Source organism: Paenibacillus sp. FSL H8-0034 (assembly GCF_038000305.1).
Taxonomy (GTDB): Bacteria; Bacillota; Bacilli; order Paenibacillales; family NBRC-103111; genus Paenibacillus_S.
This window is the reverse complement of the sequence record NZ_JBBOBS010000001.1, coordinates 2,826,530-2,840,884: the sequence shown is the minus strand read 5'-3', so window position 1 is coordinate 2,840,884 and position 14,355 is coordinate 2,826,530. Positions and strand designations below refer to the sequence as shown.

Here is a 14,355-nt window from a genome sequence, read left to right as displayed (position 1 = left end):
CATGAAATCCAGCTCATATAACTACCAATCGGTATAAGTATCGGGCAACTGCCTACTCCCAGTTAACGGCCTCCCATGTTCCCGACCGCGCACTCCGCACAATGGCATCATTAATAACCATGATCTCGTAGCCCTCTTTAAACGTCGCCACGGAACCGGATATCGGTACTTGATTCACGATCGCCTGATAATAATTATGCATCATATTCTTCAAGCTATCGGTCCAGCCTTCCTCATGTCCGCTTGGATAATGCATGAAGGGGAGCGCTTCCTTCTTGAGCTGACTCGGGTCTCTCAGAACGGTTTCTCCCGGTTTATCGCGGTAGCCCATCATTAATCGAAAAGGCTCTTCCTGTTTCCAGGAGCCGGAAGCCTGCGAACCGTCCAGATTAATTTCAAGGGCATTCTTTTTACCTGCCGATACTTGAGATACGGTGAACACGCCGCGAGCACCATTATCAAACTTCACAAGTACAGAGCAGTAATCCTCAGTCTTAATATCTACGAGCTGTCGATCATGAGTCGAACTCGGTTGAAAGGATTCTCCTTGCGCAGCATTCATATACCGTTTCGGAATCACAACCGCCAGATCTGCGAATACCTCAACGATTCTTAAATCCGTTACATACTGAATAAGGTCAAACAAATGCGACCCGATATCACTGATAGCTCTCGTCTGTCCCCCATACTCAGGCTCCATTCGCCAATTATAATCCGTATCATACAGCAGCCAGTCCTGCAAATAGCTGCCTCTAATAATATTAATCTCCCCTAAATCCTTGTCCTTGACCATCGACTTCAGATGCTGAACCATCGGAAACTGCCGATAATTAAAATTAATACCGGTCACGAGCGACGTTTGACTGGCCAGCTCGTATAGCTCCTTTGCTTCCTCACGGGTTAACGTCAACGGCTTTTCCGATAGTAGATGCTTGCCATGGAGAAGCACCTGCTTGTTAATTTCAAAATGAAGATGGTTGGGCGTACAGTTATGAATCACTTCAATTTCAGGATCATTCAATAAATCCATATAATTGCCATAAGCTTTGGGGATCTTAAGCGCTTCCGCATAAGCATCCGCCTTATCCTGCCCATTCTGACCTATCGCCACAATATCCACGTATCCCAACCTTCGAACTGCCTCCAGATGGGCCTTTCCGATAAACCCCGCCCCGATGATAGCCGCTTTGATCCTGCGCATGAACATCCACTCCCTTGGTTTTGACTATAGCAGATATACTTTTGACTTTCAATATTAAAAGTATATTTTATAAAGATAAAAGATCTTATGCGCATAGATCATCCGCCAGCACTTTTGGCAAACAACAAAAAACTGAACAGGTACATACCCCATTCAGCCATTTCAACTTATTTGTATGTCTCTATACTTGGCATCACATTCAGAAAATGCTCGGGATCATCATTCGTTGCCTGCAGGATCAATTGATCTATCGTCATATAAGCGCCGCCAATCAGTCCAGCCTTGCTGCCTAATAATGATTTATTCATCATCAATTTACGGGTAGCCAGCGGCATCGATCTTTGATACACACTTTGGCGAATCGCTGCGAGAAATATATCGCCAAATTCGGACAGCTTGCCGCCAATTGAAATTAATGACGGATTCGAAAAATTTACGATAGAAGCAATCACTTTGCCAATCGCAGCTCCGCTCTCGCGGATTAACTCCACAGAGGCCGGGTCCAGCTTAAGCAAGCCTTCCCCCAAGTCATCGAGTGTCAGCCTTCCGTTGCGCTCCAGCAGCTGTAACAAATACTCACTTTTCCCGGATAAAGCGAGCTGCTTCGCCTTTTCGACGATTGCCTTGCCTCCTGCGTTCGCTTCGAGGCATCCGCGGTTACCGCACCAGCACATCACCTCATTGCCAATATCAAAATGCCCGATATCACCGGCACTTCCCGTGGAGCCGCGGTACAGCTTGCCATCGTAAATCACACCGGAGCCGATACCCGTACCGACCTTGATGTGAATTAAATTATCGATTTCAAAATTCAAGCCCTTGGCATATTCGCCAAGCACCATATTGTTAACATCATTATCTACATAACAGGGACACGCATAATGCTGAAACCAGAATTCGCGGATTGGATATTGATCCCAGCCTGGCATGATAGGGGGTGCAATAGGGGTTCCCAAGGAAAAATCGACAGGGCCCGGCACTCCGATTCCGATCCCTTTAATCAGACTCTTATCGAGATTATTTTCCTGAAGCAAATGGTCCACCAGCTGCTGCACCTGAGGCAGAACGACATCAGGTCCTTGATTAATATCACTTGGCGAGTTCGTCGCCGCTATAATCTCACAATCAAAATTCGCAATCGCAACCTGAACGTAGGAAATACCCAGCTCAATGGATACGATGATCCCATAATTTTTATGAATCGCGTATTGCTTAGGCTTTCTGCCACCGCTGGAAGCACCTACATGGGATACCATGATCAGCTTTTCCTGCATTAATCGATCGACATGAACAGAAACTGCCGATAAAGAAATCCCAGTCTCATTGGCAATTTCCGCCTTGGACAGTGGCTGCCTTGCTCTCCTTATCAGTTGGAGAACGCGTGCTGTTAGGAGTAGCACCTTAATTTCACCACTTTCGAACTTGATCAGCTTTTTTCACTTGTTGACACAGGAGCTTAACGCCTCCTATGAGCACTCAGTCATAATCCTTATGTACCCATTCATCCTCGGGAATCGGCAGAGGCTCACCTGAAAAACGCTGCTCCTCAAAAGCATCGGCTGTATTGTGAAAACCATTACGCTCCCAAAAGCCTTCCCGGTCCTCCTTCATAAACTCGATACCCTGAACCCACTTGGCGCTTTTCCAAAAATAAAGATGCGGTACCAGGAATCGCAGCGGCCAGCCGTGCTTTTTCGTTAACGGTTTGCCATCGTATTTGATCGCAAGCAGGATTTGATCACCCATTAAATCCTCCAGCGGAACATTCGTTTCGTAGTCATGATCCGCATGAAGCATAACATATTTCCCTTGTGGCTCTATGTTCAGCAAGCTCAGAAAATCACGGAAGCGTACGCCCTCCCATACCGTGTCCAGCTTGGTCCAGCGGGTAACGCAATGAATATCGCAGACAACCTCGGTTTGCGGCAATGCTAACAGATCCTCGTAGCTGAACTCCCGTTCCTCTGCAACCTCACCAAATACACGTAAGGTCCACTTGGACATATCGTATTCAGGCACTTCACCCTCGTGTAAAATAGGGAATCGCTCCGTCACCACTTGCCCAGCCGGAACTCTGCCTGCAAGCTTTGAGTCCACTTGTGGAACCTGCATCCGTTTAATACGATCAGCCTTCGTAACTTTATTCATTCTATACAATCTCCTATCGGGCAATAAATTCAGCTCTTAACATTCAGTTCTTTCAGTTCTTACCTCGTATCCTTACCATCATATCATAGATCGTCCTACAATCGGAACCCCGCGCGGATCTATGCAAAGGCCTGGAATATGCTTGCTTTTCTTAAACGACATTTCTTCCAGCTAACTTTATTTGTACGGGCACAGCAACCTTTTCAGTATATGGACCGTCTTAAGGATTAACTGCAGGATAGTGAGCAACTACAATTAGGAAAGGTGGAACATGATCATGAAAAAGATAACAGCGATAGTTTCAACAGCCCTTTTGTTAAGTACAATGTCGGCGGGCTCTGTATTTGCCTTTACGGATTTGGATGCAGCGGAGAAAGAGCCTATTATGATGCTTAAAGATAAAGGGATCGTAACCGGCGTGGATAGCGAGCATTTTGCCCCACGCAGTCCGATCAGCTATGCTCAAAGTGTGAGCTTGCTCGTCAAAGGGCTGAACCTGAATCTCGATACGATACGTTTTATTAAAAAACCGGAGGCTTCCGATTACTTCACCAAGGTACCTAACGATGCCTGGTATGCGGAAGCGTTTATTATCGCCCAGTTGAATGGACTTAACATTCCCAAGGATGTCGACCCGGGCGCTACGATTACTCGTGAACAGTACGCCGATTTGCTCATTCATGCGCTGGACAAAAAAGGGACCTTTCCTGTGATTATGATGTATATCGGCTTTGCTGATGAAGACCAGATCGACAAAGCGTATACGAATAGCATGCAGCTTCTGTATCTGCACAAGCTGGCCAAAACAGAGGAGAACCATATGGCCTACCCTAAACGGGAAATGACCCGTGGGGAAGCTGCTGTCTGGGTTAGCAATACGATCCAGTTTCTCGAAGCCCACTCCGTTAAACTGACGAATCCGCAGCACGAGGAGGTAACCGTAGCGGTTGAGCCAGTGAACGCAGATTTGAACCGAATTACGCTGTCACGGGGCATCACGCCCAATCCAGGCTACGGCATCAAGATTGAGGGCATTCGTTTTCTTACCGATGGAACTGCACAGATCCAGTACAGCCTTACCGAGCCTCAGCCGGATATCATGAATCCGCAGGTCATAGTAGAAGCTACAGCAGACACCTACCTGTCCGCGAAGTATAAGCCCATTGCCGTCGAATTGCAGCCAACCAAATAAAATACAAAGAAGCCAACTCCAGACTATGACAAGTTGGCTTCTTTATTGTAGACCTAATCTATTTACAGCCTTACGACAATATTCTAATCGGCGAGCCGGACAAAAACGCTTCTATATTTTCCACAGCATCCCGGTAAAAGGTTTGATAATTCCCTTGGGACACGTACCCGAGATGCGGTGTGGTTAATACATTGGGGAGACGACGAAACACATCATCCTTTGGCAAAGGCTCCACCTCGAATACATCCAGCCCAGCCCCTGCTATTCGCTGGTTCTGGAGAGCTTCGACAAGAGCAGCCTGATCCACAATCGGTGCGCGCGAGGTATTGATCAGATACGCCGTCGGGCGCATTAGCTTGAGCTCCTTCTCGCCAAGCAGCCCTCTCGTCCGTTCGCTGAGCACGAGATGGATCGAGACAATATCACTGCTTGCGAGCAGCTCCTCTTTGGAGGCTGCGTAACTCACCCCTACTTCTTCGGCACGCGCTTTGGTTAAATTCTGGCTCCATGCCGTCACGTCCATCCCAAAGGCCTGCCCAATCCGTGCCACCCGACTGCCAAGCTTGCCAAGCCCCAGCAAGCCGAGTCTTTTCCCTTGAAGATCCATGCCAAGCGTGCTCTGCCAAGGACCATTCGACTGAATCGCATTATGTTCCGGTACAATATGGCGGGCAAGTCCGAGAATCAATGCCCAAGTAAGCTCTGTAGTAGGATCTCCGCTGCCCGAAGTGCCGCTAACGACAACACCGTGAGACGCAGCTGCTGCCAGATCGATGGAAGCATTACGCATGCCCGTCGTGATGAGCAGCTTCAAGCGCGGCAGCCGCGCAAATAACGGCGCCTTAAAAGGAGTGCGTTCACGCATAGCTACAATGATGTCATAATCCTGGATCGCCCTGACCAGCTCGTCCTCCTGATCAAAGTGCTGCTGAAAAACCTCAACCTCTATCTGCTCCGAAATAGTGGACCAATCCGCACTATGCAAGGCAGCATTCTGATAATCATCAAGAATCGCACATCGTAGTTTCATTGTTACCTCCCAAGAGTTGATGAAGAAAACGGCTTACAGCTAATTATAAGCTAATCATCCGCCCTCAGCCAGCCTCAGAATATCCTTAGCCTCCAAAATGGATCGCTCATCGTCCGTATTCACGGTATGAATCATAGCTATCCCCAGTTCCCTCAGTGTGATCAAATGATTGGGGAAAAGGCGTTTGAGTGGAGGATACAGCCAGGACAGCAGGGAATACAACCGATGAGCATTCCGGAGTCCCTTGGTTGGATGTATATAGCCGGGTCTAAACATAAATGCTCTCTTGAACGGAAGCTGCAGCAGATGATTTTCCGTTTTCCCCTTCACTCTGGCCCACATACTTCTTCCCTGCTCAGAGCTGTCAGTCCCCGTTCCGGTTACATAACAAAAGGTCATATCGGGATTGAGTCGGGATAGCAGCTCAGCCACATGCATCGTAAGTTGATACGTCACTCGCTCGTAATCCGCTTCTTTCATCCCGGCCGAGGAAACGCCCAGGCAAAAAAAGCATGCGTTGTAAGGTGCTAATTGAGTGGCGATAGGCGTCAGGTCATAAAAATCATGATGCAGGATTTCAATAAGCTTGGGGTGTGTTACACCACACGGCTTCCGATTAATCACTAATACCTGCTCGACATCCGGATGCATAAGGCATTCGTGGAGTACACCTTCCCCTACCATACCGGTAACCCCCGTAATAATCGCCCGTATTTTCTGATGCGGTGTATTTGCGGTTCTTGTGTTAGTAAGTGACAAGTTAACGTTCGATGACATATGGCTTCCTGCTTTCTGCCGGCTTTGTTTAAATCAGATCCTTGAGTGCTGCATTTAATGAGGAATCAGCATAATCCGTGGAAATACTCAGCTTTTCCCACCGTTCCGTTTCGGCGAGCTTGCCTTGATCGATCAGCTTGGCCATATATACAGCGTCGCTGCCGAGCAGAAGTCTAAGTGGTGGATTCTCCTCATTGACAACGGCAAGGATCGCTTGTGCCCCTTTTGCCGGATCTCCTGGCTCTGTACCTGTTTTCTCACGAATGTATGCCTGTAATTTGCCTACCGTTCCTTGATAATCCTCTCCTGCTTCAACGTGACTCATAGAGGAGCCTGCCCAGTCTGTGCGGAAGCCGCCTGGTTCAATGATCGTGACTTTTAAACCAAAAGGAGTCACTTCCTTGGACAACACCTCGGAAAAGCCCTCGACTGCCCACTTGGCTGTCTGATAGGCCCCCAAACCCGGTGTGCCACTGCGGCCGCCTATAGAGGAAATCTGCACGATATGACCTGATTTTTGCTTACGCAGAACAGGCAATGCCGCTTTCGTTACGTTAATAACGCCCCACAGGTTCGTGTCGATTTGAGCATGAAAGTCCTCGAATGAAGTTTCTTCGATTGAAGACATATTCCCATACCCGGCATTGTTGACTACAACATCAAGCCGTCCAAATGCTTCAACAGCGGCTTGTACAGCGGCTTCGGCTTGCTCGGGGCTTGTAACGTCCAGTGTTACAGCGCGCACCTGATCTCCATATTGTGCTACAAGATCGGCCAGCTGTTCGGTCTTACGGGCTGTTGCTATCAATTGATCTCCATGCGCCAAAACAGCTTCAGCAATACTGCGTCCAAGTCCTCGGGAGCTTCCTGTGATCAACCATACTTTAGACATATGAATAATTCCTGCTTTCATTATAGGATTTTGTTTTAATGATTTTAAATTAAACGATCATTCGTTCTTTATTATATAAAAAAAGAAATAACTACGCTTGGATGGCGTCCCAACTCATTTGAGTTATTTCCTTGAGTTTTTCCTGATTGAACACTACGGCCCCTTTAAAATGCTCCTTGGCCATTTGTGTGACGGGGTAGTAACAATACATGAGCAGCAGATTGGCATCTACTTGTTTTAATAGCTGCTGCTGCTGTCCTTTTTCAACGAATTCATGAAGCGTTCTAAAAAACCCGATACTCTCATCCAGACACAATCTTGCGATCAGCGGTGAGTTCGTGAACTGTTCCAGAAACAGAAAATAATCCTTATTATCAAGCACGAAGTCCTTCAGATTGCTCATAATCAATTCAAAGCCCGCTTGAATCGGGGTCGTTTCGTTAATTCCATGAAGCATTTTCAAGCTCATTTTTTCTTTAACATTCAAATAGAGCTTTTTCAGCATGTCCTCCTTATTTTCAAAATATACATAAATCGTTGAGGGGGATACATTTGCCCGTTTGGCAATCTTGGACATCGAAATATCTGAAAAACCAATTTCGTTCAAAAGCTGGATCGTCGCCTGGAAGATCGCTTCGCTTTTATTATCATCTTTATGTCTCATGTCTGTATAATAAACGATCGTTCGGTTATTGTCAAACTTTAAAAAGCCCGATCATCGGAAGAAAAATCCGAATCTCGCGGCTGATAGCTAATTACATCATGTTGCAATCCCCTCCCCTAGTACCAGCTCGTAAACACAGAAGATGATCCATAGGCTAGCGGTACAGCAGCTCCGAGCATCAGCAGGGGTCCCCACCAGGTAAACATGGAAATACCTGCACATAAGCTGATAAGCAGCAGCGCTGGCAGCACCAGAATGGGAGTAACGGCTTGAAGCGCTTGGTGCTTGGCTGCATCTTGAATATCAAACAGCTTCAAAAACGAAGCGTTCATCTCTTCCTTACAGAACCGTTTTCTCCAATAGGCCAACATACACGCAGCCACGATCCAGATCACGATCTTAAGTGTTCCCGGTAAAAAAAACAAAGCCGCTCCCATCACCACCGCAAACTGTATCGTAAATCTCCACTGTGTACCACTGCGAAAATACGATTTGGCCAAAAAATCGGACAGTCCGCTGGCCGCGCCTGCACCACGGAACAATCGCTGCGATCTTCCGAACAGTAATGGATACTTGCGTGTCGGTCTGATCCTCCGCTTAACGACCCGAATCAGCATCAGTGATACAATCCTCATCCGTGAATCGCTCTCTCTGGCAATATCGGCAAAAAATGCGCCCTTCTGGGCCAATCGTACCCGGCTAAGAACAACAAACAGCACCAGTAGCACCAGCATCCCGCCCCAGCTGAACACAGGCTGCTCAATAATGTGAGCAACAATATTCTCATATAAGAAGAAAACTCCCGTAAATAATACAATCCGCAATAACCATAGAACGATTCCGTACAGATGGAGAGCAAGCAGTTGACGGGCTAAGCCCAAGGTTACTTTTAACAAATAGGTCAGAATAAACAGGTTGGCAACCGCTGCAGCTGTAAAGGCGAAATTCTGGTATAACAAGGGCAGCAGCAAAGCTACCAGCAGTAAGGTTGTGACACCCTGCAGAACCAGAGAATATCTATAGCCAAGAACCATCAGATGGCGGAACCAGCTTTGATTTTGCCTGAGAAAGAGCTGATCCCCCTCCTCAACAAAATAACGTATCGTCCCCATCCAGGCAAATACATACAATACCGCTGCAACCATCGGTAACGTAAACAAATGAAACCACGCAGGAGGCGTGTGGAGCCATGTTATATAGTGATAACCTGCCACAAGCATCAAGGGAATGACGACATACAAAGCTACAATCCAGTCCACGGCAAGCCGCAGCGCTTTATGTTGATAGCTCCAATCAGAACCTACTCTTCGAACAAATAACCGCCAGCTGCTCGTCAATGTGCCCCGTCCCCCCATCATAGCAAGGAGTGAAAGCAATCGAATAAAGGGGCACCCGGTAAGCCGGACTGCTGCTGAATATCATGCAGTGTTCCGTTTGCTACCAGTCTGCCACCCGATAAAAGCACAAAGGAAGTACAAATCCGTTCAGCCGTATCCAGCACATGCGTACTCATCAGGATACCCGCTCCGCGCTGCCGTTCATCATCGAGCATACCGAGAAAATCCTTGATCGCCTTGGGATCCAATCCAATAAAAGGCTCGTCCACAATGTAGACATCCGGCTTGTTGAGGAAACCGAGGATGAGCATGATTTTTTGCTGCATGCCCTTGGAGAATTTGCCTGGCAGATGATGCTTTTCATCCAACAGCCTGAAGCGGCGCAGCAAATCATCGGCTCTTTCCAGAAATACGTCCCGATCCAGTTCATACACAGCAGCTGCAAACTCCATATGCTCCCAGAGTGTCAGCTCGTCATAAAGTATCGGATGCTCGGGAATATACGCATAGCTTTTCTTCTCACCCATAAAGGTGATCTCTCCTTTAAAATCCTTGAGCAAGCCCAGAATACTTTTGATTGTAGTACTTTTGCCTGCTCCGTTCGGGCCCAGCAAACCGACAAGCTCACCTTGCCGTACATCAAATTGAATTTGCTTGATCACGTCGGATTGACCTTCGTAGCCCGCTTGCTCAATATGCACTTTCAACACTGCCAATCGTTCTTTGACCACTTGCTTTCACTGTCCCTTCCTGCATCTTCTCAAAGTATAATGCACAATTCCAAATAAATCATCTTTTGCGTTATAAGCCCGAATTTATTTTGTGCACAATTAAATTGACAACTATCAAAAGGATCTGGAGGGTTTACTAACGAAACTGACAAAGTTGAGTTAAAGATATCTTCGAAGAATCGGAATACAAGCGTGGGAGTTAAAGGCGGATAGCATGGGTTTGGAGCACAAAGCGTTGTTTGATTCCAGAAGGTTTCGGAACGAACCGATTTATACAGTTCTCATGGTCCAAGTGCCTGGAGTCCACAAGAACCGATGGGCTCTTCGGCAAGTAATAGCTTCTACATTTTCATCATATCGATCAATCTTCCTATCCATTCATTCGGATTGAGTTTATGTTGAAGAAAAATACCCATCCAAACAACAAAACCAAGCAACGAAAGAGCTGTAAAAAAGAACATTTCCTTAACGGATTTTCTCTTTCGTAACATCAAGATAAAACTCCCAACAAATCCGACCGTAAAACACACAATAAACCAGATCACAATAAGCCTTCCTTACTTTTGCTGCGACTTTTCCGGAGCCAGGTCATCAAGAGAAGCAAAGCAGGGATTCCAATTCCATAAAAACAGGAATATAAAAAGATGTATCGTTTATCCCACTCTATATTTTCCACTACGTTATCGTTAAATGAAATCGCGAGCCCGGAGACTAGCAGGATCAGGGGCACTGCGATCCATGTTCTGTCATTGAGTCGGAATAATTGACATATACCCAGCACAGCGCAGTAGTATGCTGTACAAAGCTTGAGGAAAATCCAGATCAGCCAGACAATCACGATTGTTGATTCCACATGTTCGATAAATTCGGCAATTTTAAGCTCCTGAACAATGATATACAGCGGGTACGTAGAATGAGATGCGCGAGTCACTCCAAGAACACCTATGGTTACAAAAACAATCCCGCTTAAAAGAAACATCCCCATCGTTATACCATATAACAAACCTGACTTGACCCCACTTTTGACATAAGGAGCCAGCATCATAAGAGAAACAGATTCCAGGTACGGAAATCCGATAACAGAGGAAGAATTGATCATCAAATGCCAGGCATCCATCTGAAACATGGGCCACAAACGATCCGTCCGCCATTCGGATAAGGTTAATAAGTAGATAATCACTACAACAATTAAGACGAATGGGGTCAAGAATTCGCTAACTCTTGCTATAGTCTCAATTCCTTTGATAGCGGCATAACAAACGATCAATAATAGCATGAGATGAAATACAGATATTGGTGTACGCGGCATGACAAGAGTCTTCATGAAATCGCCAAGATTGCGAGTAACCCAGCTGGACGTTTGCACAAAGTACCAAATATAAAGCAGCGCAAAGAATCCTCCCACTGGTTTCCCAAGCACCTTTATGCAAATTTGCACGATACTTAATCCAAGATTGGCTTTTACCAGTGTCAACCACAAACAGACTACCAATAAAGTAATGCTTCCCGCTATTAACGGAATGATCCAACCATCCTGCTTGGTTGAAGCAATAATACCTCCTGGTCTAATAAAGAAAGAGGTGCCCATTGTATAATTCAATGTCAACAGAAAAAACTGCCACCTGCTGATGCGTGCTTCCTCCATCGTCATCACCTTTTCTTTTTTAACGGATCGATAGTATCACCGACAGATTGTATGATGCAAGTTACGGTAATCTCAAGACGGGTTTCATCCCATATATTTTTATCTTTTGGAATGACTTCTCCGATTTTTATATGATTTCGTTTGATTTGTTCCTCGACTCCAAGAATGTCCCAACCCATCCGTTTAGTTTTCTCATAAAAACGGTGAGCTTCCTCTGAGACTTGTTCGTTGAACTTTTTTTTGATTTCATCCAGATTTTGAACGGTCAACTTCGTAGTTTGAGAATTTTCTAGAATATCAAGATTCGCTTTGATATCAATCTTTAAAACCGGTTGGCCGGCTTGTATTAATATTTTCTTATGTACCTTAATCGACATAGCGCGGACATCGACATGACCTCCGGCTAAATTTAATGATTGGTGAAAAGTCATAATTTGCCCATTCAACAAATTGACCAAGGGCATCTCCATCGGTTTTAATTTCCCAATCATATGGCCTCTTTTGAATACAGCGCCTCCATCCAATACAATGTTTCCCTTATTTGCATCAATTTGTTCATAACGATTAGTGGTGGGTTTGGGCTGTGAGCTCGATAGGGTAATAAGGGGAAGTATGGTAAGCGAAGAGCTTTCCATATTCTCAACCAGATCTTTGACTCGCGATTGCTTGCTTGCCCGACCCGATTGCTTGGACTGATTTTCAACGATAGTGTGTATGACCCTGCCTGGCATCCTCTCCAGGGTGGTATATGTATCCATGATGTCTGAGAGTCGAGAACCGGTTACGAACATGTGGATAGTGGACCGGTTGTCCGAATGCTTGACCAAATAATTAATAAGCTCCTCTACTCCTTCTTTAGCAGTCCTTTCGGTCACTACCAATGACTGATAATGGTCAAAAAAAGGCCGTCTTGGAATCTTGTCGAGCATTTTATCATAAATCTCTCCAATGGTCTTGGACTCGATACGATACGAATATATAGGAGAATTGATCCCCGACGTTTTTTGTGTAGCTATACCTGAAGGATTAATAATATGATAATAAACGGTGTACATTCCGGTATCCGGATTTTTGTCCAACCCGATAAAGTTTACAATAGCAAGCTGATTCACTTCCACCATATCCCAGCAGCCTGTCAAACAAAGGCAAGAAATGATCATCAAGTAACCTTTACAGTACCTGAGAAAATGTTTGAAGTTCATGAGTTTCACCTTTTTTTGCGTTTTGTATGATTCATGCGAGGATAGGTTTTCATCCGTGATCTTGGCACGCGAATTAGCGTGTCCTTCCAATCCGAAAGGAACGTTGGTGCAACAGGAGCCATAAAAGGAACACCGAACGATTTCAGTGAAACGAGGTGAACAATGGTAAACAAGACACCGCATAAGATACCGTATAATCCCATAAATCCGGCCAATATCATGTAAGCATACATAAGAAATCGTTGTGATAAGCCGAAGTTATAATATGGGGCGACAAAGCTCGTGATAGCGGTAACAGCTACAACAATAACCATCGCGGCCGATACAAAACCAGCTTGTACCGCGGCTTCCCCTAATACTAGTGCTCCTACAATCGAGATCGCTTGACCCGCAATTCGCGGCATTCGCAAACCGGCCTCACGCAGCACCTCAAATATACCCGTCATCAAAAAAGCTTCCACATACGAAGGAAACGGGACTCCTTCCCTCTGTGCAGATAGGCTTACAAGAAGCATAGGTGGAATCAATGCTTGTTGGTATAAGGTAACAGCTATATAAAGTGCCGGGACGAATATGGCCATCAAATAAGCCAAAAACCTGATCCAAAGCATAAAAGTGGCGACATCCGCTCTTTGGAAATAATCTTCAGGCGACTTAAAATATTGAAAAAAAGTAACCGGCCCGATTAGTGCTATTGGACTTCCATCGACCAAAATAGCTACCCTGCCTTCCAATATATGTGAAACCGTGACATCAGGCCGTTCCGTTTTCATGATCAAAGGAAAGGGAATGAATGTTTTGTCTGCAATCCATTCCACAATATAAGTACTGTCCAGAATGCTATCTGTTTCAATAGCCCGAATGCGGTTACGACATTCATTTACTACTTCGGTCGGTGCGAGATCCTGCATGTAGCTCAGCAAAACTCTCGATTCAGTGGACGTGCCCAGCTTCATTTGTTCGACTCGAAAATTTGAGGATTGAATTCTTTTTCGCAGCAAGCCCAGATTGGTCGTCAGGTGTTCATTAAAAGCCTCATTGGGTCCCTGAACAGTCGTCTCTGTTTTAGCTTCCGCTACGGCACGATGAGGAAAATGAGCAACATCAAATAGAAGCACTTCGTCAGCTCCAGGAATAGAAAACAAACATTTCCCTTCCAAAAGGCCTTGTACGCAAGAGTCCAAATCATAAGTTGTCGTCGTCGCAACAATAGGAATGGTGTTTTTTAAGGTTTCCACGAGATTCAAGCCGTTCTCCAAACCGTCAAACATTTGAGCCTCCGAAAAAAAACGCAGCACATTATTATCAATTTTATTCTTGTCCACCAAGGTTTCGATAAATAAATAGCACCCCTGAACGTCCGCGCTCAGTGCAAAAGTTTGATATATTAAGTCCGGTGGATTTCCTATGACATTAATCAGTTGATCAAAAAAAGCATCGGACTCATTTTTATCATACATAGTTGTCATATTGGAAATGGTTAACGCCAACCCTCCGTTTTTTTTGTATTCGCTTTTAATATCTCCCTCTCTTTAT

Annotated in this window: 14 protein-coding genes; 1 reads left to right on the top strand and 13 read right to left on the bottom strand. The window is 45.6% G+C overall.

Going from position 1 to position 14,355, the window contains the following annotated elements:
• Positions 1-52 precede the first annotated feature (52 nt).
• The 3 genes from NST47_RS12730 to NST47_RS12720 form a co-directional block, all read right to left on the bottom strand.
• Positions 53-1,201 (bottom strand): Gfo/Idh/MocA family protein, encoded by a 1,149-nt coding sequence (locus NST47_RS12730; protein ID WP_341155482.1) that lies wholly within the window; start codon positions 1,199-1,201, stop codon positions 53-55.
• Positions 1,202-1,368: 167 nt separating this feature from the next.
• On the bottom strand, positions 1,369-2,601 hold the full coding sequence (locus NST47_RS12725; RefSeq protein ID WP_341155481.1) for an ROK family transcriptional regulator: 1,233 nt from the start codon (positions 2,599-2,601) through the stop codon (positions 1,369-1,371).
• A 76-nt stretch (positions 2,602-2,677) separates the two neighbouring features.
• The gene (locus NST47_RS12720; protein WP_341155480.1) at positions 2,678-3,349 is read right to left on the bottom strand and encodes a sulfite oxidase-like oxidoreductase; all 672 of its coding nucleotides are present in this window, start codon (positions 3,347-3,349) and stop codon (positions 2,678-2,680) included.
• A gap of 277 nt (positions 3,350-3,626) precedes the next feature.
• On the opposite strand from NST47_RS12720, the gene NST47_RS12715 reads away from it, so the two are divergent.
• A complete protein-coding gene (locus NST47_RS12715; RefSeq protein WP_341155479.1) occupies positions 3,627-4,541 on the top strand; it encodes an S-layer homology domain-containing protein in 915 nt (304 codons plus the stop codon).
• A 70-nt stretch (positions 4,542-4,611) separates the two neighbouring features.
• On the opposite strand, the gene NST47_RS12710 is transcribed toward NST47_RS12715, so the two are convergent.
• From NST47_RS12710 to NST47_RS12665, 10 genes are all read right to left on the bottom strand, one after another.
• Positions 4,612-5,571 (bottom strand): D-2-hydroxyacid dehydrogenase family protein, encoded by a 960-nt coding sequence (locus NST47_RS12710; RefSeq protein WP_341155478.1) that lies wholly within the window; start codon positions 5,569-5,571, stop codon positions 4,612-4,614.
• A 54-nt stretch (positions 5,572-5,625) separates the two neighbouring features.
• A complete protein-coding gene (locus tag NST47_RS12705) occupies positions 5,626-6,348 on the bottom strand; it encodes an epimerase (RefSeq protein ID WP_341155477.1) in 723 nt (240 codons plus the stop codon).
• A 28-nt stretch (positions 6,349-6,376) separates the two neighbouring features.
• Positions 6,377-7,240, bottom strand: a complete 864-nt coding sequence (locus NST47_RS12700; protein WP_341155476.1) for an oxidoreductase — start codon at positions 7,238-7,240, stop codon at positions 6,377-6,379.
• Positions 7,241-7,331: 91 nt separating this feature from the next.
• On the bottom strand, positions 7,332-7,904 hold the full coding sequence (locus NST47_RS12695; protein ID WP_341155475.1) for a TetR/AcrR family transcriptional regulator: 573 nt from the start codon (positions 7,902-7,904) through the stop codon (positions 7,332-7,334).
• A gap of 116 nt (positions 7,905-8,020) precedes the next feature.
• Positions 8,021-9,241, bottom strand: coding sequence for an ABC transporter permease (locus tag NST47_RS12690; protein WP_341155474.1), 1,221 nt, complete (start codon positions 9,239-9,241; stop codon positions 8,021-8,023).
• A 17-nt stretch (positions 9,242-9,258) separates the two neighbouring features.
• The gene (locus tag NST47_RS12685) at positions 9,259-9,957 is read right to left on the bottom strand and encodes an ABC transporter ATP-binding protein (protein ID WP_076229648.1); all 699 of its coding nucleotides are present in this window, start codon (positions 9,955-9,957) and stop codon (positions 9,259-9,261) included.
• Between the two features lie 356 nt (positions 9,958-10,313).
• Positions 10,314-10,463, bottom strand: coding sequence for a hypothetical protein (locus NST47_RS12680; RefSeq protein WP_341155473.1), 150 nt, complete (start codon positions 10,461-10,463; stop codon positions 10,314-10,316).
• Positions 10,464-10,513: 50 nt separating this feature from the next.
• On the bottom strand, positions 10,514-11,617 hold the full coding sequence (locus tag NST47_RS12675) for a GerAB/ArcD/ProY family transporter (RefSeq protein ID WP_341155472.1): 1,104 nt from the start codon (positions 11,615-11,617) through the stop codon (positions 10,514-10,516).
• Between the two features lie 5 nt (positions 11,618-11,622).
• Complete coding sequence (locus NST47_RS12670) at positions 11,623-12,819, bottom strand: Ger(x)C family spore germination protein (RefSeq protein ID WP_341155471.1); 1,197 nt, start codon at positions 12,817-12,819, stop codon at positions 11,623-11,625.
• A 5-nt stretch (positions 12,820-12,824) separates the two neighbouring features.
• Positions 12,825-14,288, bottom strand: coding sequence for a spore germination protein (locus NST47_RS12665; RefSeq protein WP_083689175.1), 1,464 nt, complete (start codon positions 14,286-14,288; stop codon positions 12,825-12,827).
• Positions 14,289-14,355 lie beyond the last annotated feature (67 nt).